Origin of the sequence: Gordonia hirsuta DSM 44140 = NBRC 16056 (assembly GCF_000333015.1) — a bacterium.
Lineage (GTDB): Bacteria > Actinomycetota > Actinomycetes > Mycobacteriales > Mycobacteriaceae > Gordonia > Gordonia hirsuta.
The window spans coordinates 59,764-85,712 of sequence record NZ_BANT01000014.1 but is presented as its reverse complement, the minus strand read 5'-3'; the positions used below and the strand labels follow the sequence as shown (position 1 = coordinate 85,712).

At 69.1% G+C, this 25,949-nt stretch carries 20 protein-coding genes; 12 read left to right on the top strand and 8 right to left on the bottom strand.

Translation table 11 applies throughout. The features are described from left to right. Positions 1-66: 66 nt before the first annotated feature. The 3 genes from GOHSU_RS05480 to GOHSU_RS05470 all read right to left on the bottom strand — a co-directional run bounded on the left by GOHSU_RS05480 (position 67) and on the right by GOHSU_RS05470 (position 3,328). Complete coding sequence (locus GOHSU_RS05480; RefSeq protein ID WP_005938073.1) at positions 67-549, bottom strand: GyrI-like domain-containing protein; 483 nt, start codon at positions 547-549, stop codon at positions 67-69. A gap of 104 nt (positions 550-653) precedes the next feature. Then, on the bottom strand, positions 654-2,057 hold the full coding sequence (locus tag GOHSU_RS05475) for a lipase family protein (RefSeq protein WP_005938069.1): 1,404 nt from the start codon (positions 2,055-2,057) through the stop codon (positions 654-656). After that, on the bottom strand, positions 2,054-3,328 hold the full coding sequence (locus GOHSU_RS05470) for a hypothetical protein (RefSeq protein ID WP_005938064.1): 1,275 nt from the start codon (positions 3,326-3,328) through the stop codon (positions 2,054-2,056). The genes GOHSU_RS05475 and GOHSU_RS05470 overlap by 4 nt, the downstream gene beginning before the upstream one ends. Positions 3,329-3,649: 321 nt before the next feature. On the opposite strand from GOHSU_RS05470, the gene GOHSU_RS05465 reads away from it, so the two are divergent. The 4 genes from GOHSU_RS05465 to GOHSU_RS05450 all read left to right on the top strand — a co-directional run bounded on the left by GOHSU_RS05465 (position 3,650) and on the right by GOHSU_RS05450 (position 7,924). Continuing rightward, complete coding sequence (locus GOHSU_RS05465) at positions 3,650-5,227, top strand: carboxylesterase/lipase family protein (protein ID WP_005938061.1); 1,578 nt, start codon at positions 3,650-3,652, stop codon at positions 5,225-5,227. 92 nt (positions 5,228-5,319) lie between these two features. Continuing rightward, entirely contained in the window at positions 5,320-6,024 is a 705-nt protein-coding gene (locus GOHSU_RS05460; protein WP_005938059.1) for a response regulator transcription factor, read from the top strand. A 1-nt stretch (position 6,025) separates the two neighbouring features. After that, a complete protein-coding gene (locus GOHSU_RS05455) occupies positions 6,026-7,477 on the top strand; it encodes a sensor histidine kinase (RefSeq protein WP_005938057.1) in 1,452 nt (483 codons plus the stop codon). A gap of 9 nt (positions 7,478-7,486) precedes the next feature. Further along, positions 7,487-7,924, top strand: coding sequence for an HIT family protein (locus tag GOHSU_RS05450; RefSeq protein ID WP_005938055.1), 438 nt, complete (start codon positions 7,487-7,489; stop codon positions 7,922-7,924). Positions 7,925-7,953: 29 nt separating this feature from the next. On the opposite strand, the gene GOHSU_RS05445 is transcribed toward GOHSU_RS05450, so the two are convergent. Further along, entirely contained in the window at positions 7,954-10,065 is a 2,112-nt protein-coding gene (locus GOHSU_RS05445) for a RecQ family ATP-dependent DNA helicase (RefSeq protein ID WP_005938052.1), read from the bottom strand. A 157-nt stretch (positions 10,066-10,222) separates the two neighbouring features. Here GOHSU_RS05445 and GOHSU_RS05440 point away from each other — a divergent pair, with 157 nt between their 5' ends. The 4 genes from GOHSU_RS05440 (at position 10,223) to purD (ending at position 16,200) form a co-directional block, all read left to right on the top strand. Next, entirely contained in the window at positions 10,223-11,506 is a 1,284-nt protein-coding gene (locus tag GOHSU_RS05440) for a bifunctional glycosyltransferase family 2/GtrA family protein (protein WP_024332812.1), read from the top strand. Beyond that, on the top strand, positions 11,503-13,659 hold the full coding sequence (locus GOHSU_RS05435) for a glycosyltransferase family 39 protein (protein WP_005938047.1): 2,157 nt from the start codon (positions 11,503-11,505) through the stop codon (positions 13,657-13,659). The genes GOHSU_RS05440 and GOHSU_RS05435 overlap by 4 nt, the downstream gene beginning before the upstream one ends. 83 nt (positions 13,660-13,742) lie before the next feature. Then, a complete protein-coding gene (locus GOHSU_RS05430; protein ID WP_005938043.1) occupies positions 13,743-14,936 on the top strand; it encodes a low temperature requirement protein A in 1,194 nt (397 codons plus the stop codon). Between the two features lie 10 nt (positions 14,937-14,946). After that, entirely contained in the window at positions 14,947-16,200 is a 1,254-nt protein-coding gene (gene purD, locus GOHSU_RS05425) for a phosphoribosylamine--glycine ligase (RefSeq protein ID WP_005938041.1), read from the top strand. Positions 16,201-16,339: 139 nt separating this feature from the next. Here the strand turns inward: purD and GOHSU_RS05420 are convergent, their stop codons facing one another. The 4 genes from GOHSU_RS05420 to GOHSU_RS05405 are packed head-to-tail and all read right to left on the bottom strand — an operon-like array spanning position 16,340 to position 20,197. Beyond that, positions 16,340-17,221 carry an alpha/beta hydrolase-fold protein gene (locus GOHSU_RS05420; protein ID WP_005938038.1) on the bottom strand — a complete coding sequence of 294 codons (882 nt, stop codon included), beginning with the start codon at positions 17,219-17,221 and terminating at the stop codon, positions 16,340-16,342. 38 nt (positions 17,222-17,259) lie between these two features. Beyond that, positions 17,260-17,655, bottom strand: coding sequence for a DUF302 domain-containing protein (locus GOHSU_RS05415; protein WP_005938035.1), 396 nt, complete (start codon positions 17,653-17,655; stop codon positions 17,260-17,262). A 19-nt stretch (positions 17,656-17,674) separates the two neighbouring features. Beyond that, complete coding sequence (locus GOHSU_RS05410; protein ID WP_005938032.1) at positions 17,675-17,953, bottom strand: metal-sensitive transcriptional regulator; 279 nt, start codon at positions 17,951-17,953, stop codon at positions 17,675-17,677. Between the two features lie 45 nt (positions 17,954-17,998). Further along, a complete protein-coding gene (locus GOHSU_RS05405; RefSeq protein WP_005938028.1) occupies positions 17,999-20,197 on the bottom strand; it encodes an MMPL family transporter in 2,199 nt (732 codons plus the stop codon). 196 nt (positions 20,198-20,393) lie between these two features. Here GOHSU_RS05405 and GOHSU_RS05400 point away from each other — a divergent pair, with 196 nt between their 5' ends. From GOHSU_RS05400 to GOHSU_RS05385, 4 genes are all read left to right on the top strand, one after another. Next, positions 20,394-21,329, top strand: a complete 936-nt coding sequence (locus GOHSU_RS05400; protein ID WP_005938026.1) for an SMP-30/gluconolactonase/LRE family protein — start codon at positions 20,394-20,396, stop codon at positions 21,327-21,329. 64 nt (positions 21,330-21,393) lie between these two features. Continuing rightward, on the top strand, positions 21,394-22,821 hold the full coding sequence (gene purB / locus GOHSU_RS05395; protein WP_024332811.1) for an adenylosuccinate lyase: 1,428 nt from the start codon (positions 21,394-21,396) through the stop codon (positions 22,819-22,821). A gap of 29 nt (positions 22,822-22,850) precedes the next feature. After that, positions 22,851-23,762 (top strand): phosphoribosylaminoimidazolesuccinocarboxamide synthase, encoded by a 912-nt coding sequence (locus GOHSU_RS05390; protein ID WP_005938021.1) that lies wholly within the window; start codon positions 22,851-22,853, stop codon positions 23,760-23,762. Continuing rightward, a complete protein-coding gene (locus GOHSU_RS05385; RefSeq protein ID WP_005938018.1) occupies positions 23,755-25,947 on the top strand; it encodes a S9 family peptidase in 2,193 nt (730 codons plus the stop codon). The genes GOHSU_RS05390 and GOHSU_RS05385 overlap by 8 nt, the downstream gene beginning before the upstream one ends. The last annotated feature ends 2 nt before the right edge of the window (positions 25,948-25,949 follow it).

Sequence of the window (25,949 nt, the reverse complement as noted above, 5' to 3'; positions counted from 1 at the left end):
CATCGGCCCAGATCACGCGCAGTGGTCGGGGAGCTCATTGCCGCCTGAGAACGCGGACGGTGCCGCTCAGTAGGCGACCAGCAGATCGGCCCGCAGATCCGCCGGAGCGCTGGCCGAGGGATCGGCGAGGAAGATCTCGGCGAGCAGGCGCGGTGGGCCCAGCTCGCGCTCGGTGAACTCGTGCAGCAACCGTTCACGGGTGTGGTCGAGACCGTCGTAGGGTCCCAGGTGGCTCAGGACCAGGGCGGGCCCGGACGGGAACGTGCTCGGTATCGCACCGGCTGCGTGGGCCTGCGCGGCGCTGGCCGCGGTGATCGGAAAGCCGATCTCCAGATCGAACCATCCGGACGGGCGGCCCGAATAGAGCGCATAGCCCGGGCCGATCGGGCCGAATGCGGCCAGGGCCGGAAAACCGGCGTCGAAGATCGCCGGCAGCTCGGCGGCACTGACCGCCTCGGCGAATTCGGTGACCGTCACGATGCCTTCGGGCAGGTCGACGACGGTCGGTTCGGTGAACGGTTCCTCGCGCAGGATCAGGGGGGCGGTCATGGGCGCAAGCTAGCAGGTGCCGGGGACAGCCGCAGATGCGGAACGCCCCGCACAAAGAGGTGAATCCGTGCGGGGCGTTCCGGTCGATCAACCGGGAGGACGGGTCAGTTCTCCAGGTTGGCGTCGAGCCAGTCGATCGTCTGCATGCCGAACAGGTCGGTGCCCCACCCGTAGAAATCGGTGAAGAACCGGGTCAGGCTGCAGTCGGTGGGCTGGTAGTCCACCTGGGCGCCCTTGGCGCGCCAGTAGCGCACCAGTTTGCGCGAGTCCTCGGCCGGAACCAGCGACATCGGGGAGTCGTCGGCCACGCAGGAGGAGATCAGGGTGCGGCTGCCCGTCTTCGGGGCGCCCTGGCCCATCACGTTGTCGCGGTAGGCGCGCTGGAAGGCCGGGATGTGCGCCGGATCCTGTCCGTTGAACAGCGTCCGCATCGGGACGAACGGCAGCGTGAAGTACGCCGGGGTCTGGCACTGGGTCCGGTAGATGTCGGCGATGCCGCGACCGACCGGGTTGAGGTGCGCATTGACCTTCATCTCCGGGTAGTGCGGCTCCAGGCCCAGGATGGTGGCCAGAGCGAATGCCGAACCGACCGAGCCGTCAGCGGTCTCGATGAACCTCTTGTAGTTGGGCACCATGCCCTCCATGACCGAGGCCTTGATGTTCAGCTCGGGGGCGTAGTCGTCGGCCAGCTCCATCGCGAAACCGGTGCCCACACCGCCGCCGGCGATGCCGAACATGCCGATCGGGGCCTCGGTGGACAGTCCCGCCTTCTTGTAGGACAGGGCCGCCCGCAGTCCGTCGAGGGTGGTCATGCCGTTGTACTTGCCGGCGAAGACGCCGCGCGGCTTGGGATCGCCGCTGTTGCCCACGTCGGAGATCACGATGGCGTAGCCCTTGTCGAACATCAGCGCCAGCGGACCCAGTGCCGACCACAGGGAGCCGTCGAGCTGATCGCCGCCGGTCCACATCGACGAGGGGTGACAGTAGGCGCCGACGCTGTCGTTGGCCATCTGGTAGCCGATGACCTTGCGTTCGGAGTTCTTCTTCCCGTCCCGCGGGATCATGATGATGCCGGTGCTGATGTCGCGGCGGCCCTGCAGGTCCGAGGTGACGAACATCGTGCGCCAGGCGTCGAGCTTGCCCGGCTGCACACCGAGGAACTGGACGTCGACCTTCTCGGCCTTGAGCAGCGTGCCGGGCTTGTCGGACGGCTTGAGGCGCGGTTCGTTGTAGAACGGGTGTCCCGGCAGCCACGGCTTGATGATCTGCTCGGGGGTGCCGACCCGCCCGTTCTCCAGGGTGCCGATCACGTAGCCGTTGAAGATCTCGTCCAGGCCGGGGGTGCGGTTGGGCACCGTGGGTGCGGCCTCGGCGGGGGCGGCGACCACGGTCAGGGTCGCGGCCGCGCAGACGGCGGCGAAGGCCACCAGCGGGCTGCGCCGGACGGTCCGGGCCGGACGAGCACCGCGGCCGAAGGCGCGGACGCGGGTCAGAAGACGGGTTTTCACTTGATCTCAACCTTCATGGTGTCCAGGGCCGACTGCAGTGTCGGCGCGATGTTCCAGATCGGACGATGGGATTCGAACTGGGTCTCGTAGGGGACCGACAGCTGCGCGCGCAGGCTGGCCCAGTTGTGGTCGACCAGGTACTTGTACTTGGGCAGCAGCTGCTCGGTGATGTACTCCCAGCGCTCGGGGTACACCGACCAGTTCCAGGTGGCCAGCGGCAGGGTCAGCACAGCGGTGCGCCCGTCGGCCAGCGTTCCGGACACCTTCAGCGGATGGAACGAGCGGGGCGGCACCACACCGGCCACCGACGGGGAGCCGGCGACGGTGGTCGCATAGGTCAGCGCCATTCCGACGTCGCCCTTGTAGTTGCGGACGGCGTCCCACTGGTCCTTGATCACCTCACCCTGCTCGCGCTGGAGCAGGCGGGCGTTGCCGGCAGCGACGGCGCTGGGCTCTTTGGAGGCGATCTGCTCCCAGGCCCGCATGATCTGGTCGTCCATCAGACCGGCGGTGTACATCTCGCGCAGTGCGGGCAGGCCGCCGTCGATGTAGGCGCGGTGCTGCGGCATCAGGTCGGTGAAGATGTTCTTCTGCATCACCAGGATGTCGGCCTGGACCTTGCGCAGGTCGGCCGGGGAGATCACCGCGCCGACGCGGGCCAGTGCGCGCAGGCCCTCGGGCAGTTTGTCGACGAAGACCGGGCCGAGGGTGCGGTTGGTCTCGGTGACGATCGCGTTGGCGATCGGTTGCAGGCGGGCGAACTCGAAGACATTGGTCGCCAGCTCGAAGTCGGCCAGGCCGCCGCCGAAGTCGGCGCCGACCATGCCTGCCATCCCGGACCACTGCAGTTCGCGGTGGGCCAGCTGCAGGTCCTCGTAGTAGCGGTACGACTTGATCAGGTTGCCGCGATTGGCGGTGACACCGGCCCGCGGGTTCCACGACTTCAGGTCGATCCCGGCCCGCTTGGTGGACGAGGCCAGCCAGTACTGCAACAGCAGCGCCCGGTAGGAGGTCGGAGCCACGCCGCTCGCGCGCGCCTCGTCGACCAGCTTGCGCAACGTCGGAACATCGGTGGGCAGCGCCGGGTGGATACCGCCGGGGCCGTGCGCGGCATCCCGGTTGACGGTGGGCAGGTCCAGATACTGCTGCAGCGGTCCGGCCGCGGTGGCCGGAGCGGTGATGAGAGCGGTGCCGCTGAGGGTGAGCGCGGCGGCCACGGCGAGCGCGGCGCCGCGGAGCAGGCCGGTGCGGCGGCGGGTCCTGGGGTTCATCGGAGTCCTTCGCGATCGGGCGGCAGACACGTGGCCGGCCTCCGCCACCCCATGGGGCTTGAGACGAGAGTCGGTAGATGTCTCAGGGGGTGTGCGCGTCAGTGAAACATGACTGTTATCGAGTTGTCATCTGACTCCGATCGGGGTTTTCCGGCGATGACGTGCGGGATTGCTGGAAATCTGCAGCGTGGCGCCATTATCTGACTCGAGAGTCAGGTTGGCTGTCGGACGGAATGAGTGAGGAGGATCTCCTCCATATCTGTCGGCAGGTCAGGCCACACTGCGCGGTGGCGGCGAACGGGCTCCGGCAGACTGGAGACCGTGAACGACGCTGATACGACCGTGCAGACGACCTTCGGGCCGGTCCGCGGAGAAGCCGGCCCGGACGTCGCCCTGTGGCGGGGAATCCCCTTCGCTGCGCCGCCGGTGGGGGACCTACGCTGGCGGCGGGCCCAAGATCCGCAACCGTGGACCGAGCCGCGGGACGCGACGCGGTTCGGGCCGGTCTGCCCGCAGCCGGTGATGCCGGTGATCGATCTGGGGGAGGGCACGGTCCAGGACGAAGACTGCCTCTACCTCAACATCTGGGCTCCGGCCGGTGCCGCAGTGTCCGGCGCCCGGCATCCGGTGCTGGTCTGGGTGCACGGCGGGGCCTATATCTGCGGCTCGGGCAGTCAGCCGCTGTACGACGGTACCGCCCTGGTGCGGACGTCGGTGGAGGAAGAGACGCCGGCGATCGTCGTGACCGTCAACTACCGGATGGGCGCGCTCGGGTTCGCCGAGTGGGGCGACATCCCCGGCGGCGACCGGGCCTTCGATACCAACTGTGGACTCTCCGATGTGGTGCAGGCGCTGCGCTGGGTGCAGGGCAACATCGAACGCTTCGGCGGTGACCCCGACCGGGTGACGGTCTTCGGTGAATCGGCCGGCGGCGGCATCGTCACCTCCCTGCTGGCCGTTCCGGCGGCCGAGGGCCTGTTCGCGCGGGCCATCGCGCAGAGTTCGCCGGCGACCAGCGTGTACGACCGCAAGCGGGGGAACCGGCACTCGAGTCTGTTGTTGACCGAGCTGGGCGCCCCGTCGAATGTGGATGCGGCGGCACTGCGGAAACTGCCGGAGCGGGCACTGGTGTCGGCGTCGGTGCGTGTGTTCAACAAGGTGCCGGTGGACTATCCCGGCACCATCGCCTACGCGCCGATGATCGGCGACGACCTGCTGCCGATCGACCCCCTCGACGCGATCGGCGACGGACGGGCCCACGATGTGCCGCTGCTGATCGGCACCAACCGTGACGAGACCTCCCTGTTCAAGTGGATGAAAGCGCCGCTGATGCCGGTGACCCAGGATCAGGTGGATGCGATGTTCGAGCTCATCGCACAAGAGCAGCCCGAACTGGCCATCCCGACCGACGAGGACGTCGCCGCGGCCTATCGGGACGGCCGGCTGCGGCGGAGCAGCGCCAAATCGATGGGGATCTCCCGGGATCTGGGTTTCCGCATGCCGGCGGTCTGGATCGCCGAGGCGCACAGTCGCCGGGCCCCGGTGCACCTGTACCGCTACGACTGGGCGACACCGCTGTTCCGGATGCTGGGGATCGGCGCCACCCACGCGACCGAACTGCCGTACATCTGGGGAAACCCAGCCTCGACCAAACTGGACATCAGCTACCGGTTGGGCGGGCGCCGCACCGGGGCCAAAGTGCGTCGGCGGATGCAGCAGCGGTGGCTCGGCTTCGCCGCCGACGGCGACCCGGTGTCGGCGGAATCGCGGGCACGCTGGCAGCCGTACACCCCCGCCGGACAGCACTCGTTGCTGATCGGTGCCGAAGACACCGCCGTGACCGAACTCGACCGCAACCTGCTGCGTGCCTGGGGCGCGCAGGTGCTGGGCTTTCGGTAGGCCACGGTTGCGCCCGGCCCCGACCGGGGCACACAGCAACCTCCCAGCCAGTGCGCAGCGCCGATTCAGCGATCCGTTGGAGACTGGAGACCATGAGTGCCCAACGTGCTGCGCGTGTCCTGGTCGTCGACGACGAGGAGAACATCCGGGAGTTGCTGTCGGTCTCGCTGAAGTTCCAGGGGTACGACGTGCGTACGGCCGCCGACGGACCCCAGGCGATCGATGTGGCACGGACGTTCCGGCCCGACGCGGTGATCCTGGACGTGATGATGCCGGGTATGGACGGGTTCGGTCTGCTCAAACGCCTGCGTGCCGACGGCAGCCAGGCGCCCGCGCTGTTCCTGTCCGCACGCGATTCGGTGGAAGACAAGGTGAACGGCTTGACCATCGGCGGCGACGACTACGTCACCAAGCCGTTCAGCCTCGAAGAGGTCGTGGCCCGGTTGGCGGTACTGCTGCGGCGCAGCGGATTCGGCGACGGCCAGCCCGAGCCCACCCGGATCCGGTTCGCCGATCTGGAACTCGACGACGAGACGCACGAGGTCTTCAAGGCCGGTGAGCCGGTCTCGCTGTCGCCCACCGAATTCACCCTGCTGCGGTACTTCATGGTCAACGCCGGCACCGTGCTGTCCAAGCCGCGCATCCTCGATCACGTCTGGAACTACGACTTCGGCGGCGAAGTGAACGTGGTCGAGTCGTACGTCTCCTACCTGCGCCGCAAGATCGACACCGGCGACCGGCGGCTGATCCACACCCTGCGCGGCGTCGGATACGTCATGCGTGAGCCGCGGGACTGAGATGACGCTTCCGCGCACCGCACCGCGCCGTGGGATTCCGCTGCGGGTGTCTCTGGTGGCACTGACGCTGGCGTTGGTGGTGGTGGGTCTGGCCGGTTCCGGACTGGCGGTCACTTCGGCGATGCGTGCCGACCTGATCCGCCGGGTGGATGCCAGTCTGGTCGAGGCGACCAGCACCTGGGCTCGTCCGATGCGTGAGCCAGTTGATGCCGACCGTGACCGCGATCGTGAACCCGGGCCGCGGCGCCCACCGTCGAGTTTCTATGTGAACATCGATCTGGGCAGCGAGCACCTGGTCGTCAACGACTACGCGGAGTCTCCGGACCTGGCCACACTGCCGGCCGGCAACGCCGGCCCGCTCACCGTTTCGTCGGTCGACGGCGGGCCCCAGTGGCGGGTGATCAAGCGGGTGGCGACCGGGGACGGTGCGGCGCGGCCCCGCAGCGTCGTGGTGGCCACCCCGCTCAAGGACGTCGACGCGACCGTGTCCCGGCTGGTCTGGCTGCAGACCGGAATCGGCTTTCTGGTGGTAGCGGTGCTCGGCGTGGCCGGTTACCTGCTGGTGCGCTCGTCGCTGCGGCCGCTGCGGAGGGTGGAGGAGACCGCCCATGCGATCGCCGGCGGAGACCTGGCGCAGCGGGTGCCGCAGATGCGCCCGGGTACCGAAGTCGCCAGCCTCGCCCACTCGGTCAACGCGATGCTCGGCCAGATCCAGCGCGCCTTCGCCTCGACCGCCGCGTCCGAACAGCAGGCCCGGGCCTCGGAGGAACGGATGCGGCGGTTCATCGCCGACGCCTCGCACGAGCTGCGGACACCGCTGACCTCGATAAAGGGTTTCGCCGAGCTCATCGGCGCGGGAATGACCCCCGATCCTGCCGACGGCATCGCCCGGATCGCCGCGGAGGCCGACCGAATGGGTCTGCTCGTCGAGGATCTGCTGATGCTGGCGCGGCTGGACGCGCAGCGGCCGCTGGCCAAGGCGCCGGTGGAACTGCCGGTGCTGGTCCACGATGCGGTGGCGGCGGCCCGCGCGGCGGCCGGCGGCCGCGAGATCGTCGTCGTCGACGAAACCGACGGCTTCGGGCCGGTGGTCGAAGGCGATGGCGCGCAGTTGACGCAGGTGTTGCGGAATCTGCTCACCAACGCGGTCATGTACACGCCCGCCGATACGCCGATCACGGTGGTGGTGGGCGTCGACGGTGATCAGGCGCGCGTCGAGGTGATCGACGAGGGGCCCGGATTGTCCGAGGACGAGGCCCAACGGGTCTTCGAACGCTTCTACCGCGGTGATTCTTCACGGCACCGTGGAAGCGACGACGGGGGCAGCGGGCTGGGACTGTCGATCGTCGCCGCGCTGATCGCTGCGCACGACGGCGCTGTCGGCGTGGCTTCCCGCCCCGGCGCCGGTGCCCGGTTCTGGTTCGTACTCCCGCGGCTGGATCGACCGGACTAGGCTGAGGGCATGGCTTCGATTTTCACCCAGATCATCAACGGCGAGCTGCCCGGACGGTTCATCTGGAAGGACGGTCAGTGCGTCAGCTTCCTCACCATCAATCCGGTGACGCCCGGGCACGTGCTGGTGGTGCCGCGCAAGGAGATCGACCACTGGGAGCAGATCGACACCCCCACGTTCACGCACCTGACCGACGTCTCGCAGAAGATCGGCCGGGCGATCCAGAAGGCCTACGACGCCCCGCGCATGGGCCTGCTGATCGCCGGTCTGGAGGTGCCGCACCTGCACATCCACGTGTTCCCGGCGTGGTCGGAGGAGCTGTTCGATCTGCGTGCGGCAGAACAGAATCCGGATCCGGCTGTCCTCGACGAGTCCGCGGCCCGGATCCGTGCCTCCCTGCGTGCGATGGGCTACCAGGAGAACGTGCCCGACGAACCCGTCGGCTGAATCCTGCACGCCGAGGCTTCGACCGGACGTCAGACCGTCTGATGGATCAGTAGCGGCAGCACCGGTCCGGCCCCGGCCTCCTGCAGCGCCGCCGCCGCCAGGGCCACCGGCCAGGTAGACGAGGTCTGGTCGATCACCAGCAGCACACTCGCACCGGGATGGTCGGCGGCCTCGGCCGGCGGCGGACCCAGCCGATCCCGCCAGTAGGCGGCCTCGGTGGGCCCGTTGACCTCTCTGCCGGGCCCGGGACCGGCCGGCACCGGGTAGTCGTAGCCGGAGCGGCGTCCGACCGCGCGCAGCTGCGCAGCCAGGTCTGTGGCCAGTCCGGTGCCCAGATCCAGGCCGACGATCAGGTCCGGCCGGATCCCGGCCCGTCCCCAGTCGGCCAGCACCGCTACCGCCGCCTGCAGCAGTTCCTCACGCGCTTGCGCATCGCCGGACCGCGCCGCGGCCAGCGTGTCCGACCATTGCGGAGCCTCGGCGAAGGCGAGGACGCGCCCGGGCTCGGCGAGTAGCCCGGGCGGGATCCGGCCGCGAGTGCCGAAGACTCCGCCGGGCCACATCTTGCGCGGCTCGAGGACCTGCGCCTGCCGTCGCAGCGCGGCCGAGACGGTGTGCAGGAGCGAGGCGGGCACCGTCGCGGCCAGCCCCGGGGTCAATGCGGCCAGGCAGACGCTGCATCGGCCGCAGTCCTGGGCAAGCGGATCGTCGAGCGCCTGGGTCAGCAGCTTCATCAGGCAGGCGCGGCCGCCGATATAGGCGCGCATGATGTCGGCCTCGCGCCGCCGGACCGCCAGCACCCCGTCGTAGTGTTCGGCGTCGTACGTCCACGGCGCCCCGGTCCGGACCCAGCCGTCGGGGACCCGGTCCACGGCGCCGTCGACGGCCAACTGCTTGACCATCAGCTCCACCCGAGTGCGGCGCAGGCCGGTGCGCGCCTCCAGCTGCGGGACCGTCGCCGGACCGTCGGTCTCGGCAAGTGCGTCCAGCAGCCGCTCCATGCGCTGGGCGTCGGGAATGGTGGCGGTGGCGAAGTATTCCCAGACGGACTCGTCCATCGCGGAGGCGAGTAGAACCACCACCGCCTCGTCCAGGGCGCGGCCGGCGCGGCCGACCTGCTGGTAGTAGGAGACCGGCGACGGTGGCGCCCCGACGTGCACCACGAAACCCAGATCCGGTTTGTCGAAGCCCATGCCCAGCGCCGAGGTCGCCACCAACGCTTTGACCCGGTTGGCCAGCAGGTCGTCCTCGAGGCGGTGGCGGTCGTCGGCGGGCAGCTGACCGGTATAGGCGGCCACCGGGTAGTCGTCGCCGTGCAGCGCCTTGATCGCGGTCACCAGGCGGTCGGCGTCGGCGACGGTCAGGACGTAGACGATGCCCGAACCTGGGAGCGCCGGTAGCTGCTCGGCCACCCAGCCGTACCGCTCGATCGGGGACAGGCCGTCGATCACGTTCAGGTGCAACGACTTGCGGGCCAGCGGCCCGCGCAGCACCAGGGTGGCCGCGCCCAGCTGGCCAGCGATGTCTTCGGTGACTCGCTCATTGGCCGTGGCAGTGGTGGCCAGCACCGAGGTCTGCGGATTCAGTTGCTGCAGCACCTGCGCGACCCGCCGGTAGTCGGGGCGGAAGTCGTGCCCCCAGTCGGAGATGGCGTGGGCCTCGTCGATCACCACCAGCCCCAGATTCCCGGCGAGCGCGTCGAGCACGCGGCGCCCGAAACCCGGATTGGCCAGCCGCTCGGGCGAGACCAGCAAGACATCGAGGTGCCCGGCCGCCAGGTCCTGCTCGATCGAGGTCCATTCGTCCACGTTCGACGAGTTCAGCGTCGCCGCCCGCAGCCCGCCGCGACCGGCCGCCGACACCTGATCGCGCATCAGCGACAGCAGCGGCGAGACGATCAGGGTCGGGCCGCCGCCGGCGGCCCGGATCACCGCCGTGGCCGCCCAGTACACCGCCGACTTGCCCCAGCCGGTGGCCTGCACCACCAGGGCCCGGGAGCCCGGGGAGGCCAGTGCCGCGACCGCCGTCTGCTGATCGGGCCGCAACCGGGCATCGGGGCCGGCCAGTGCGGTGATCACCCGGTCGGCCACCTGCTGCTGGGCCGGGGTGAGAACCGGCCCGGCTTCTCCTGTGGTCGTCATGGACACAACGTATCGGGACCCGGTGACAATCCGGCCGGCCCGGGGCCGGTTCCGCCGGGGCAGGGCCGGTAGCGCGTGACCGGGACCGGGGGGGGCTCACAGGAAACGTCCAGCGTCAGGCCAGGAGCGCGGCAGGAGCCGATTCCAGAATCGGGGCATGACAACCACCACCGGACCCGAACCCGCAGCGGTGCCCGTGCAGAACGGACCTGCTAGGCCTGCACCATTGCTCGACGTCGTCGTCCCCGTCTACAACGAAGAGGACGATCTGACGGCCTGCGTGGACCGGCTGCACGACCACCTGGTCTCCCAGGTTCCGTATCCGGCGCGCATCACCATCGCCGACAACGCCAGCACCGACCGCACCCTGCAGATCGCCCGGCGGCTGGCCGCCGAATCGGGCGAGGACTGTCCGGTGCGCGTAGTGCACCTGGACCTAAAGGGCCGGGGCCGGGCGCTGAACCAGGTGTGGAGCCGCAGCGACGCCCAGATCGTCGCCTACTGCGATGTGGACCTGTCGACCGACCTGAACGCGCTCATGCCGCTGATCGCTCCGCTGGTGTCCGGGCACTCCGATGTCGCGATCGGCACCCGGCTCAGCCGCTCGGCACAGGTCACCCGCGGGCCCAAACGCGAGTTCATCTCCCGCTCCTACAACCTGATCCTCAAGGTCGCCATGGGCGCGCACTTCTCCGACGCACAGTGCGGCTTCAAGGCGATCCGCACCGACGTCGCCCGCCAGCTGTTGCCGCACGTGCACGACACCGGCTGGTTCTTCGACACCGAACTGCTGGTGCTCGCCGAGCGGGTCGGGCTGCGGATCGCCGAGGTCCCCGTCGACTGGGTCGACGATCCGGACAGCTCGGTCGACATCGTCGCCACCGCCGTCGCCGATCTGAAAGGCTGCGCGCGCATCGGCTGGGCGCTGGCCGCCGGACGCCTGCCCGTCGAGCAGTTGCGCCGCAACATCGGCCGCGAACGCGACGACGGTCCCGAACTGGCCGGGGTGCCCACCGGCATGACCGGTCAGGTGATCCGCTTCGCCACCGTCGGGGTGGCCTCGACGCTGGCCTTCGCCCTGCTGTTCCTGCTGCTACAGCCGTATCTCGGTGCGCAGGCGGCCAACTTCCTGGCCCTGGCGATCACCGCGGTGCTCAACACGGCCGCCAACCGGCGCTTCACCTTCGGTGTCCGCGGCCGGACGGGCCTGGTCGGACACCACCTGTTCGGCTGGGGTGTCTTCGCCTTCGGCTGGCTGGTCACCGCGGGCTCCCTGCTGGTGCTGCACGCCGCGGCACCCGGAGCCGGTGCCACCGTGGAACTGGTCGTCCTGATCGTGGCCAATCTGGTCGCCACAGCCACTCGCTTCGTCGGACTCCGGTGGATCTTCGTACAACGCAAACGATCCCGCAAGAACCCCGCGCAGCAGGAGATCGCGTGAACAACACTCTCACCACGACGGCGGAACCGGCCGGGCACGACGATCCGGTCACCGGTCCGGTGCCGCGCACGACACCGCTGCAGTACCTGAGTCTGGCGGCGCTGCTGCTGGGCACGCTGGCGGCCTACCTGTGGAACCTGTCGGCCAACGGCTGGGCGAACTCCTTCTACACCGCCGCCATTCAGGCGGGTTCACAGTCGTGGAAGGCCTGGTTCTTCGGCTCGTCGGACATGGCGAACTCGATCACCGTGGACAAGCCGCCGGCCTCCCTGTGGATTCCGGCGCTGTCGGTGCGGGTGTTCGGGCTGAACTCATGGTCACTGCTGGTGCCGCAGGTCCTGATGGGCGTGGCCTCGGTGTGGCTGCTCTACGTGATCGTCCGCCGCTACTTCGGGCACTGTGCAGGCATCGGTGCCGGACTGGTGCTGGCCACCACCCCGGTGGCCGCGCTGATGTTCCGGTTCAACAACCCCGAGGCGCTGCTGGTGCTGCTGATGCTGGTGGCCGCCTGGGCGACGATGCGGGCGATCGAGTCGGGCCGGCTGCACTGGATGCTCTGGGCCGGGGTGGCCGTCGGTTTCGGTTTCCTCACCAAACAGCTGCAGGTCTTTCTGATTCTGCCGGCCCTGGTGATCGCCTACTTCGCGTTCGCGCCGGGCCGCTGGCTGCGGCGCGTGGGGCATCTGCTGGCCGCCCTGGGCGCCCTGATCGTCAGCGCCGGCTGGTGGATCCTCGCCGTCGAACTGTGGCCGGCCGATTCGCGCCCGTACATCGGCGGCTCCCAGAACAACTCGATTCTGGAGCTGACCCTGGGCTACAACGGCCTGGGCCGACTCAACGGCAACGAGCGCGGATCGGTGGTTCCCGGCGGCCTAATCGGCTACGGCTCCGGAGCCGGAATGCCCGACGGCGGATACGGCTTCGGGGGTGGATACGGCTTCGGGGGCGGCCCAGGACAGGGTGGACCCGGCGGCGGGATGTGGGGTCAGACCGGCTTCTGGCGGATGTTCGACACCGAGCAGGGCGGTCAGATCTCCTGGCTGATTCCCACGGCGCTGCTGCTCGCGGTCGCGGCGCTGGTGCTGATCGGCCGGGCGCCTCGCACCGACCGCCGACGGGCCTTCCTGGTGATGTCCGCGCTGTGGATGCTGACGACGATGGCGGTCTTCAGCTTTATGCAGGGCATCTTCCACAGCTACTACACGGCGGCGATCGCCCCGGCGCTGGCCGGTCTGATCGGCGGTTCGGCAGCGGTCTGCTGGGCCGAACGCGACCGGCTGTGGGTGCGGCTGGTGCTGGCGGCCGGCTCGATCACCGCGGCCGTCTGGGGCTTCGTGCTGCTGAATCGCTCGGCCGACTTCGTGCCCTGGCTGCGCTGGACTGTCCTGGTGGTCGGCATCGTCGCCGGCCTGGCCCTGATCGTGGTGCACCGCGGTGCCGCGGCCAAGGCGGTCGCCGGCGCGGCGATTCTCGCCGCACTCGGCGGTCCCATCGCCTACACGAGCGCCACGCTCGGTTCGGCGGCTCAGGGATCGATCATCTCCGCCGGTCCGCGCGTCGACAGCGGCTTCGGTCCGGGGCGCGGTGGACCGCCGGGTATGCGCGGCGACGGGAACGGCGACCGGCAGCGTCCGCCGGGCTTCCCCGGCGGCGCGGACGGCGCCGGTGCCCCCGGAGGTCGGGGGCCGGGCGGTCTGCGGCCGAGCGGGGACGGCATGAGGCCCGACGGCAACGGCATGAGGCCCGACGGCAACGGCATGCCCGGCGGCTACGGGATGGGCCGAGGTGCGGGCGGACTGCTGTTCGGTTCGGCGCCCGGTGCCGAATTGGTCGCCGTGCTACGCACCGATGCGGACCGCTACACCTGGGTCGCCGCAGCCATCGGGTCCAACGAGGCCTCGGGATACCAGATCGAATCCGGGTACTCGGTGATGCCGATCGGCGGGTTCAACGGCACCGACCCCTCACCGACGCTGGCGCAGTTCCAGAACTACGTCCGGGAGGGCAGGATCCACTACTTCATCGGCGGTGGCCGGATGGGCGGCCCCGGCGGGGAGGGCAGCTCGTCCTCGATCAGTGAGTGGGTCAGCGCGAACTTCACCTCGACCGCGATCGACGGGGTGACGTTGTACGACCTGACACAGCCGAAATGACGGGCAAACCCCCGAAGTGAATTGATCGACCCGATCAGCGGCGGCTGCCGGAGCCGCCGCCGATCGGGGTTTACCGTGAACAGATGCCCCTGCGATCACAGCTGCAACGGATGACCGGCCGCGATCCGGGCGAGGCCGACCGCGCCGGCAGCAGCCTGGAGATTCTGTACGACCTGGTCTTCGTCGTCGCCTTTTCGGTGGCCGGGGCCCAGCTGGCCCGGTATCTGGTGGACGGGCACTATCTCGCGGCGATCGCCGGCTATCTGATGTCGACCTTCGCCACCATCTGGGCGTGGATCAACTTCGCCTGGTTCTCCTCGGCGTTCGACACCGACGACTGGTTCTACCGACTCCTGGCGCTGGTGCAGATGATCGGCGTGGGTATCATCGCGATCGGTCTTCCCCAGACGTTCACCTCGATCGATGCGCATGCGCATATCGATCTGACCGTGCCGGTGATCGGGTACATCGTGATGCGCATCGGCATGGTGACGCAGTGGCTGCGGGTGGCGCTGCAGGCGCCGGCCTCCCGGAACACCGCGCTGGCCTACGCCGGCGCCACGCTGATCGCGCAGATCGGCTGGGTCCTGCTCATCTTTGTGCCGACCGGCCTCTGGGAGACCATGGCGCTGATCCTGGTCCTGATCGCCGTCGAATTCGCCGGCCCGTTCATTGCCGAGAACCGGATCCGCAGAACGCCGTGGAACCCGTCGCACATCGCCGAGCGCTATGCGACGTTGATGGTGATCACCCTCGGCGAGGGCGTGGTCGGCACGATCGCTGTCCTGCAGGCGGAGGTCGCACGGGACGGCTGGAGCACCGAGACGGCGGCACTGGGGCTGTCCGCGATGGGTGTCACGTTCCTGATGTGGTGGCTGTACTTCGCCCTGCCCAACGGCCAGGTGCTCACCGACCGCCCGGACAAGGCCTTCGGTTTCGGCTACGGCAGCATGCCGCTGTACATGGCGTGTGCGGCGGTCGGTGCCGGACTGCATGTGGTGGCACTGTGGATCGAACGCGAGGTCAGTATCGGGCCGCTGGCGGTACTGCTGTCGCTGGCGGTCCCGCTAGGGATCTTCTGCCTCGGTCTGATCCTGATGCATCGCTATCTCGTGGGATACCAGCTGATCCAGTGGCCGATGGCGATCGGTGCGGCAGTGCCGTTGGCCGTCGGAATCATACTGGCGGACGCGGGTCAGCCGCTGCTGCTCTGCGTCGTGGTGGTCGGGCTGGCGCCGCTGGTCCCGGTGGTCGTCGCCGAGGTTCGCACCGACTAAGCTGGCCTGCGTGCGAGTACTCGTGATCGGCTCGGGCGGCCGCGAACACGCCCTCCTGCTGGGACTGGACCGGGACCCCTCGGTCGCCGAACTTCATGCCGCGCCCGGCAATGCAGGCACCGCTGCGGTGGCCACCAACCATTCGGTCGATGTCACCTCGGGTGAGGCCGTCGTCGCCCTGGCTCGCCAGATCGGCGCCGATCTCGTCGTGATCGGACCGGAGGTGCCGCTGGTGCTGGGTGTGGCCGATGCGCTCCGCGAGGCGGGTATCGCCGCCTTCGGTCCCGGTGCCGCCGCCGCGCAGATCGAAGGCTCGAAGGCCTTCGCCAAGGACGTGATGGCTGCCGCCGGTGTCCGCACCGCTCGCGCCGAGATCGTCGACAGCCCGGCCGACCTGGATGCGGCACTGGACCGCTTCGGCCCCACCTGGGTGGTCAAGGACGACGGCCTGGCCGCCGGTAAGGGCGTGGTGGTCACCGCCGACCGCGCTGCGGCGCGTGCCCACGCCGCCGACTGCCTCGAAAACGGCCACCCGGTGCTGCTGGAGAGTTTCCTGTCGGGCCCGGAGGTCTCCCTCTTCTGCTTGGTCGACGGCGATACGGTGGTGCCGCTGCTGCCGGCGCAGGACCATAAACGCGTCGGTGACGACGATCAGGGCCCGAACACCGGCGGCATGGGCGCCTACACGCCCCTGCCCTGGCTACCCGAGTCGATGGTCAAACGCATCGTCGACGAGGTGGTGGTCCCGGTCGCGACCGAGCTCGCCCAGCGGGGCACCCCGTTCTCCGGACTGCTGTACGCGGGGCTGGCGGTCGACGAGCAGGGGCCGGCAGTCATCGAGTTCAACTGCAGGTTCGGTGACCCTGAGACGCAGGCCGTGCTCGAGCTGCTGGAGTCGCCGCTGGGGCAGACGCTCAACGCCGTGGCCACCGGAACACTGGCCGACCTGCCGCCGCTGCAGTGGTACGACGGCGCCGCCGTGGTGGTCGTGCTGGCCGCCGAGAACTATCCCGGCGTTCCGCGCACCGGCGACGCCTTGACCGGAGTGGACGCCGACGGTGTGCTGCACGCCGGAACCCGGCTCGAGGCCGACGGAACGGTGGTGTCTGCGGGCGGACGGGTGCTCTCGGTCGTCGGGCGCGGCACGGACCTGGCGGCCGCCCGCTCCCAGGCCTACGAGCGGCTGGCGGCGATCAGGCTGCCGGGTGCACACTTCCGCACCGACATCGGGCGCGCCGCCGCCGAGGGGCGCATTTCGCTGTAGCCGACGCGGCGACGTCATACCCGCCGTCGTGTCGCTGCCCACCTGTGCAGGTCGCGAGTGCGGGCGGGGAGCGACGTGCCGGGATGCGCCGCGACACGGGACTCGGACCGCACCCGAGCCGCAGCGGCGGGGTGTGAGGTCAGTCGCTGCTGTGGCTCAGCGCCAGGTTGCGGCCGAGGAACTCCACCTGTTCGGGCAGCACCGAACGCCAGAACCGATTGGTGTGCCCGCCGGCAGCGGTGCCGAAGGCGGCCGGCGGCCGCAACTGCGCGGCCCACTGGCGGGTGTAGGTGTAGAATTGGTCGGCCGAGCCGATGGAGATCATCAGCGGGATCTTGGCGAACTTGTCCTGCTGGCCGAACAACGAGTTGGCCAGGTAGTCCTCGTACGAGTCGAACGCGCGGGGCGGGTAGGCCATCGGATCGGCCCACATCGCCGGGGAGCTGACGGCCACCGCCGCCACCCGCGGGGCGCCGACGATCGCGCCGATGCGCAAAGCCCCGTACCCGCCCATCGACCAGCCGAACAGACCGAACCGATCGGTGCGCAGATCCAGCTCCTGGTTGTCCTCGAGCATCGGCAGGAACTCATCGAGCAGCATGGCCGCACCGTCGGTCCCGTCGGCGCGGCGGTGGAAGTAGTTGCGTCCCACGGCCGCCGAGGCGATCGCGTACGGGGTCCCGCCGTTGTCCACGTAATGCTGCAGCACACCCTGCATGTTCAGGGCCTTGCCGAAGATCGAGCGCTCGTCGGTGTTGAGGGCATGCGCCACAAGCACCACCGGCAGCGTTCCGCTGACCCCCTTGGGGCGGGCCACCGCCCAGGGCGTGGGGCGGCTCATGTGCTTGGAGTCCAGGGTTCCGGTCACGACCTCGGGGCCGCCCGGCGCCGACTCGGCGCCGGTCTGGACAGGCAGTTCGTCGTCGCCGCCGACACCGTCGCCGGGCGGCGCATCGGTCGCGGTATGGGCGACGCCGCAGGCGGTCAGGCCGGCCAGCGACGCCAAGCCGGCGGCGCCCATCAGGAGGCGCCGCCGGGTCGGTTGTGCAGGGAAAACTGTCACAGTGCGTCGATCACCGCTTGCAGCTTGGTGGTGATCTCGTCGGCGACCTCGTGCAGCGGCGCATTGCCGGGCACGAGGGTGGCCATGATCTGTGGGTTCATCGCCTCGACCACGACGGTGTCGGCGTTGTCCGGATCGCGGCGCACCACGACGTTGCACGGCAGCAGCAGACCGATCTGCTTGTGCGCCGACACGGCGCGATGGGCCGCAGGCGGGTTGCAGGCACCGAGGATCTGGTAATCCTCCATGTCGACGTCGATCTTGTTCTTCAGCGTCGCCGACATGTCGATCTCGGTGAGTACACCGAAACCCTGGTCGGACAGTGCTGCCCGGACTCGGTCGGCCACCTCGGGCACGCTGCCGGTAACGCTGGTTGCTAGTGCGAGTTGCATGTTGCTCTCCTTCGTTCGGTCAGGCCAGTGCCAGGAACAGCTTCTCGAGCTGCTCCACATCGAGGTTCTCGCCGCCGTCTCCGTCGGCGCCCTTCGGGTCGATCAGGCACTCCCGAAGACTCGTCGCGACGATCTTGAACCCGGCCTTGTCCAGGGCGCGGGAGACCGCAGCGAGTTGGGTGACCACGTCCTTGCAGTCGCGGCCGTCCTCGATCATGCCGATCACCCCGGCCAGCTGCCCGTGTGCACGACGCAGCCGGTTGACGATGGTGGCGGTGGCTTCCTCGTCGCCGATCATAATCAATTCCTCTCCGATTTCCCTCATTCTATGCCCCGCCGGGTATCAGTGCTTGAAGCTGATCTTCGGCAGCACCTGATCCAGCCAGCGCGGGCTCCACCAGGCGCCCTTTCCGGAGATCCGCAGGATCGTCGGAAGCAGGACCAGGCGGATCAGAATCGCATCGAGCAGGACCGCGACACCGAGGATGATGCCCATCTCCTTCGGCGGCAGCGGATCGGCCAGCGAGAAGGTGAAGAACACCGCGACCATGACCGCTGCGGCGGCGAAGATGACCCGGCCCGAGTAGGCCATCGCGTCGATCTGCGCCTGGTGCGGATCCTCACAGTGCTCGTAGTGCTCCTTGGCGGTGGCCAGCAGGAACACCGTGTAGTCCATCGCGATCGCGAAGATCATCGCGAAGAAGAACACCGGACCCCAGCCGTTCAGGAAGCCCTGCGGATCGAAGTTCAGCAGACCCGAGCCGTGGCCGTCCTGGAAGATCAGCTTGGCCACACCGAACGCCGCCGCCGTGGACAGCAGGCTCACGATGGTGCCCAGCAGGGCGATCACCGGGGCCCGCAGCGCGATCAGCAACAGCAGGAAGCCGAGCACCAGAATGGTCGCGGCCACTCGCGGGAACCAGGTGTTGAGTGCATCCTGCAGGTCGATGTTCTCCGAGGCGGCACCGCCCACCAGCGCCGAGCGTGGCAGTTCCTCGCGCAGCTGCTCGATGGTCACGGCCATCTGTTCATCGGACGGGTCGGTCTTGGGCATGGCCTGGATCAGCACCCACCCCGAGTCGTCCTGCGCCGGCTGGGCGGGCATGACGGCGACGATGTTCGGGTTGGCCGCGGTCATCTCACTTGTCTTCTGCGCGGTCTCCTCTGCGGTGACGATCGCGATCATGCCTGGGGCGCCGTCGCCGAACTTCTCGGCGACCACTTCGTAGCCCTGGCGGACCGGTGCGTCCTCGGGGACCACCGTGATCGAGGGCATCGCGACCTTGAGGTTGAACACCGGGATCGACAGGGCGATCAGGATGCCCAGGGCGATGACCGCCGGGCCCCACGGGTGCCGGTGCAGGAAGCCGCCCCACTTCTGGAAGGTCGGGGAGATGCCGTACTTGCCCTTGGACCACGGCAGCGATGCCGCGTTGATCTTGCTGCCCAGCCCGGCCATGACCGCCGGCAGCAGCGTGAGGCTGGCGGCCAGGACGAAGGTCACAGCGAGCATGATGCCGATGGCCATCGTGCGCACCGCGGGGGCGGGAACCATCAACACCGCCGACAGGCTGATCAGCACGGTCAGACCCGACAGCAGGATCGCCTTACCGGCGGTATCCATGGTCTCGGCGGCCGCCCGGTGGCGGATCGAGTGCGAATCGCGCTCCTCGGGAGGCAGTCCCTCGTTCATCGTGGCGATGGCGGCGCGGAAGCGGGAGACCATGAACAGTGCGTAGTCGATGCCCAGTGCCAGGGCGAACATCATGGCGAAGTTCATCGCCCACACCGAGATCGGCGTGACCTGGTTCAGGATCACCAGGCCGCCGGCCGAGGCGACCAGACCGGCCAGGGTCAGCAGCAGGGGCAGACCGGCGGCGACCACCGAGCCGAAGGCGACGATCATGATCGCCAGCGTGATGGGCCAGGAGATCATCTCGGCCTTGATCATCGCGTCGTGGTTGGCCTTGTTGAAGTCGCTCCACAGTGCAGAGGAACCGGTCGGGAAGACGTCCACCTGGTCGCTGGACAGTGCGATCAGCTCGTCTTTGTGGTCGTCGACGGCCTTGACCATGTCATCGGTGCTGGCATTGGCGCCGATGATCGCGATGGCGGTCTCGCCGTCCTGGCTGATCGTCATGCCCTCCATGGGCGCGATGATCTCGTTCTTCAGCCGCGGATCGGTGGCGGTGATCACGCGGACGTCGTTGACGATGCCGTCGATGGTCTCCTGGCTGAGGCGGCCGTCCTTGGAGTCGATGACGACCTGGATCGCCGCCGACGAGTTGCCGCCGAAGTGATCCTGGGTGATCTCCCGGACCTGCACGGACTCGGTGCCGTTGGCCTGCCAGCCGGCACCTGCCAGCGAGTTGAACACCGACGGTGCGGCGATGCCGAAGCCGACCACCAGGACGGTCCAGATCGCGTACACCCAGCGGCGGTGGTCGGCGGTCCACATGCCCAGGCGGGCCATCGGTCCCGGACGGGTCGCGGGGACCTCGTCGGGTGCGCCCGGCGGAGCCGGTTGAACGTCGGTACTCATCAAGACCTCTTTCTATATACCCCAGGGGGTATGGGAACGCAGGCCAATATACCCATAGGGGTATCCTCGTGCAAGGGGGTCGCTCACCAGGGCGTTCGACCCAGCACCGGTGCGGGGACGGGGGCGCCGGTGCGCGAGCACGCCGGGTCCTCCTACTCTTCGAAGGTCGCGGTCGAGTCGACGTGAGGAGCGGGCAATGGGGATGCGCAGAATCGTGGCGGGCGTCGCCGTGCTCGGTGCAGGACTGGCCGCGCTGACCGCCCCGGTCCCCGCCGGTGCGATGCCCGGTTGTCCGGAGGTGACCGTGCGCCAGGCGTTGCCGGCGCCCACGCCGGTCCTGTCCTGGGCCGAGAACATCGGATTCGATCGCGCCGGCGGGCTCTGGGTCTCCCGCGGGCAGCAGAACCGCATCGAGCGCTACGACGGTGCGGGGCGGCGCACGGCCGTGGTGCGGGTGGACGCGCCCGGCGCGGTCCGACCGGGTCCGGACGGGCGCATGTACGCCACCGCCGGCAACAGCGTCGCGGGACTGCTGCCGGTCCGCCGCGGTGCGGTGGTCTCCTTCGACCCGGCCGCCGCCGCACCGACGGTGCGCACCGTGACCGAGGGGCTGGGGATGCCGAACGGCCTGGCCTTCGCCGACGACGGCGTGATGTACGTGGCCGACTCGGCGCTGGGACTGCTGCGGATCGGCCGCGACGGAAGGATCGATCACGCCTGGTCGGCGCGCGCACCCAAGAGCCTGTCGCCGACACCGACGGTCAACGGGGTTCTGCTCAACGGCCTGGCGATTCGCGACGGTGTGGCCTACGTGAGTCTGCTGGAGAGTCTGAGCGGTCGGGTGCTGCAGGTTCCGCTGGATCGGCCCGAGGCCACGAGTGTGGCCGCCGATGTGACCGCGCCGCTGCCGGGCCTGATCGACGATCTGGCCTGGCTCGACGGCTGGCGGCTGGCAGTGACCACCACCACCGGGCAGCTGGTGGTTCTGGAGCGGCGGTCCGGGCGTCGCTGCGTGGTGAACACCGGACGGCCGCTGACCTCGATCGCGGTGACGCCCGGCGGACGATCGGCGATGGTGGGCACCGTCGACGGCGCGGTGCTGCAGCTGCAGGGAGGGCCGTTCGCCGCCTGAGCGGCGGTGCGGCACGCGGCCGGGGATTCTGTTCCCGCGGCGGTGGGCACTAGACTTGCTCGACGTGGGAAAACCTGCCATCAGCAACGTCCTGGCCAGCCGCTACGCTTCTGCCGATCTCGCTGAGATCTGGTCGCCGCGGAACAAGATCATCCTGGAGCGCCGGCTCTGGATCGCGGTGTTGTCCGCCCAGCGTGAACTGGGTATCGACGTGCCGCCGGAGGCCATCGCCGACTACCAGCGGGTGATCGACCAGGTCGACCTGGAGTCGATCGCCGACCGCGAGCGCATCACCCGGCACGATGTGAAGGCCCGGATCGAGGAGTTCAACGATCTGGCCGGGCACGAGCAGATCCACAAGGGCATGACCAGCCGTGATCTGACCGAGAACGTCGAGCAGCTGCAGATCCTCAGCTCGCTGCAGTACGTGCGCAGCCACTGCATCGCGCTGCTGGCCCGGATCACCGAGCGTGCCGCACAGTACTCCTCGACCGTGATGGCCGGCCGCAGCCACAACGTCGCCGCCCAGGCCACCACCCTGGGTAAGCGTTTCGCCTCGGCGGCCGACGAACTGATGGTCGCCCTGGTCCGCCTCGACGAACTGATCGCGCGGTATCCGCTGCGCGGCATCAAGGGGCCGATGGGCACCAGCCAGGACATGCTCGATCTGCTCGACGGCGATCCGGCCAAACTCGATGCCCTGGAGACGGCGGTGGCCCGGCACCTGGGGTTCGCCAACGCACTGACCTCGGTCGGGCAGGTGTATCCGCGGTCGCTGGACTACGACGTGGTCTCGGCACTGGTGCAGCTGGCCGCCGCACCGTCGTCGTTGGCCACCACCATCCGGTTGATGGCAGGCCACGAACTGGTCACCGAAGGCTTCCAGCCGGGACAGGTCGGCAGTTCGGCCATGCCGCACAAGATGAACACCCGCAGCTGCGAGCGGGTCAACGGGCTGGCGGTGATCCTGCGCGGGTACGCCTCGATGACCGGGGAACTGGCCGGCGCCCAGTGGAACGAGGGCGACGTCTTCTGCTCGGTGGTCCGCCGCGTGGCGCTGCCCGACGCCTTCTTCGCCCTCGACGGCCTGCTGGAGACCTTCTTGACCGTGCTTGACGAGTTCGGCGCCTACCCCGCGGTGATCGCCAACGAGCTCGATCGCTACCTGCCGTTCCTGGCCACCACCAAGGTGCTGATGGCGGCGGTGCGCGCCGGTGTGGGCCGCGAAACGGCGCATGAGGCCATCAAGGAGAACGCCGTGGCGGTGGCACTGGCCATGCGCGAAGAGGGCCGCGACCCCGATCTGCTGGACCGGCTGGCCGCCGACGAGCGGATTCCGCTGGACCGGGACGGACTCGAAGCGCTGATCGCCGACAAGTCCGCCTTCGCCGGTGCCGCCGACGCTCAGGTCGCCCAGGTGATCGCCGCGGCGGCCGCCTGGCTCGAGGGCGAACCCGACGCGGCCGCCTACCGCCCGGCCCCGATCCTGTAACCCGTTATCCGCACCAGAGGACTCAGCTGATGGACACCCGGCCCGAACGCCCCACCCTCGCCGACTATCGGCACATCGCGTCCGGCAAGGTTCGCGACATCTACCAGATCGACGATGAGACGCTGCTGCTGGTCACCTCCGACCGGATCTCGGCGTACGACTTCGTCCTGGACACCCCGATCCCCGACAAGGGCCGGATCCTGACCGCGGCGAGCTTCTTCTGGTTCGACGAGCTGACCGTCCCGAATCATCTGGCCGGCGGCCCGACCGATCCGCGGATTCCGGCCGATCTGGTCGGCCGCGCGATGGTGGTGCACAAGCTGCCGATGGTGCAGGTCGAATGCGTGGCCCGCGGCTATCTGACCGGTTCGGGACTGAGTGACTACCGCGAGACCGGAGCGGTCTGCGGGGTCGTGCTGCCGGCCGGACTGACCGAGTCCGACCGGCTCCCGGAGCCGATCTTCACCCCTGCCACCAAGGCGGCGGTCGGCGAACACGATGAGAACGTCAGCTTCGAACAGGTGGCCCGGGACGTCGGCGACGAGCTGGCCCGCACCCTGCGCGACCTGACCCTGGACATCTACGGGCGGGCCGCCGACCTGGCGCTGGACCGCGGCATCATCCTGGCCGACACCAAATTCGAATTCGGTCAGGCCCCGGACGGTTCCCTGGTGCTGGCCGACGAGGTCCTGACTCCGGACTCCTCCCGCTACTGGGAGGCCGCCACCTGGCGCCCCGGGCAGGTGCAGCCCAGCTTCGACAAGCAGATCGTGCGCAACTGGCTCACCTCGGCCGAGTCCGGCTGGGACCGCCACGGCGACCAGGCTCCACCGCCGCTGCCCGACGAGGTGGTCGCCCAGACCCGGGCGCGGTACATCGAGGCCTACGAACGCATCTCCGGGCGCGAATTCGCCGACTGGCCGGACGCCGCCGATGCCTGAACCGCTGCTGCCTGAACCGCTGGTCCCGCCCACGGCGAAGAAGGTTCCCTCCACCCGGGAGTTCCACGGCGACGTCTTCGTCGATCCGTACGAATGGATGCGTGACCGGGAAGACCCGGAGGTGACCGCCTACCTGGAGGCCCAGAACGCCTACGTCGAGGAGCAGACGGCGCCGCTGGAGCAGTTGCGTGCCGACATCTTCGCCGAGATCAAAGGCCGCACCCGCGAGACCGACATGTCCGTGCCGGTGCGGTCGGGCCGCTACTGGTACTACCTGCGCACCCAGGAGGGGCTCTCCTACGGGATCCGGTGCCGCCTGCCGATCTCCGGAGACGACGACTGGCTGCCGCCGGAGATCACCCCGGACCGGCCGATCCCCGGCGAACAGGTGCTGCTGGACAGCAACGCCGAAGCCGAAGGGCACGACTTCTTCGCGCTCGGTGCCTTCTCGGTCAGCCATGACGGCCGCTGGCTGGCGTACTCGGTCGACACCGTCGGCGACGAGCGGTACACCCTGCGCATCAAAGACCTCGAGACCGGGGAACTGCTGCCTGATGTGGTCGAGAACACCGCCGGGGGAGCCACTTGGTCCAAGGATGCGCGGCACCTGTTCTATCTGACCGTCGATGAGGCCTGGCGCCCGGACACCGTCTGGCGCCACGATGTCGGTGATTCCGGCGACGACACCCGCATCTACTACGAACCCGATGAGGCGTTCTGGGTCGGCGTGGGTGCCTCGCAGAGCAACGAGTATCTGTTCGTCTCGAGCGGCTCCAAGGTCACCACCGAGAACCTCTACCTGCCGATGTCGGATCCGACGGGGCCGCTGACCTCGATCGCCGGGCGCATCGACGAGGTCGAATACACCGCCGAACACGCGGTGTTCGGCGGTCGCGACTACTTCGTACTCGTGCACAACGGCCCGACCGGCGGTGTTCCTGCCGGCGGTGTCGGCACAGACGGTGTCGGCACAGACGGGGGTCCGGCGGTCGATTTCGCCGTGGACGTGATGCCGGTGCAGGAGCCGTCGGCGCGCCGCACGATCGTGCCGCACCGGTCGACCCACCGGATCGAGGATGTCGACTGCTTCGCTGACTTTCTGGTGCTGTCCTATCGGTCGCAGGCGCTGCCGCAGATCGCCATCGCCGATCTGCGCGGCCGCACCGAGCCGCCGCTGCTCGCAGACTTCGCTCCGGTCACCTTCGATCAGGAACTGTGCTCGGTCGGTCTGGGAGCCAACCCGGAGTGGGCGGCACCGCACCTGCGGATCGGCTACTCGAGTTTCATCGAACCGGCCGAGGTCATCGACCTCGATGTGCGCACCGGCCAGCGCACCCTGCTCAAGCGGGCGGCGGTCCTGGGCGATTTCGATCCGGCCGACTACATCGCCACCCGGGAATGGGCCACCGCCGACGACGGCACCCGGATTCCGGTCTCGGTGGTCCGGCGCGGCGATACCGTCGGAAACGGGCCGATCCCGCTGGTGCTCAACGGTTACGGGGCCTACGAGATCAGCTCCGATCCGGCCTTCTCGATCCCCGCGCTATCGCTGCTCGACCGCGGTATGGCGGTGGCCACCGCGCATGTTCGCGGGGGCGGTGAGCTGGGCCGGCGCTGGTACGAAGACGGCCGGTTGCTGGCCAAGAAGAACACCTTCACCGATTTCGTGGCCGTGGCCCGGCATCTGGTCGACGCCGGGATCACGACGCCGTCCCAGCTGGTGGCCGACGGCGGCTCGGCCGGCGGCCTGCTCATGGGTGCGGTGGCCAATCTGGCTCCCGAACTCTTCGGCGGCATCCTGGCCGCGGTCCCCTTCGTCGATCCGCTCACCTCGATCCTGGATCCGAGTCTGCCGCTGACGGTGATCGAATGGGACGAGTGGGGCAACCCGCTCGACGACGCGCAAGCGTACGCTTACATCCGCAGCTACTCCCCGTACGAGAACGTCCGGCCGCTGCCGTATCCGGCGATGCTGATTCTGAACTCCTTCCACGACACCCGCGTGCTGTTCACCGAGGCGGCGAAATGGGCGGCGGCCCTTCAGGATTCGACCACCTCGGGCAAGCCGGTGCTGCTGAAGACGGAGATGAACAGCGGCCACGGCGGCCCCTCCGGCCGCTATCGCCAGTGGGAGGAGGCCGCCTTCGAGCTGGCCTGGATGCTCTCCTGCACCGGCGCGGCCTGAAC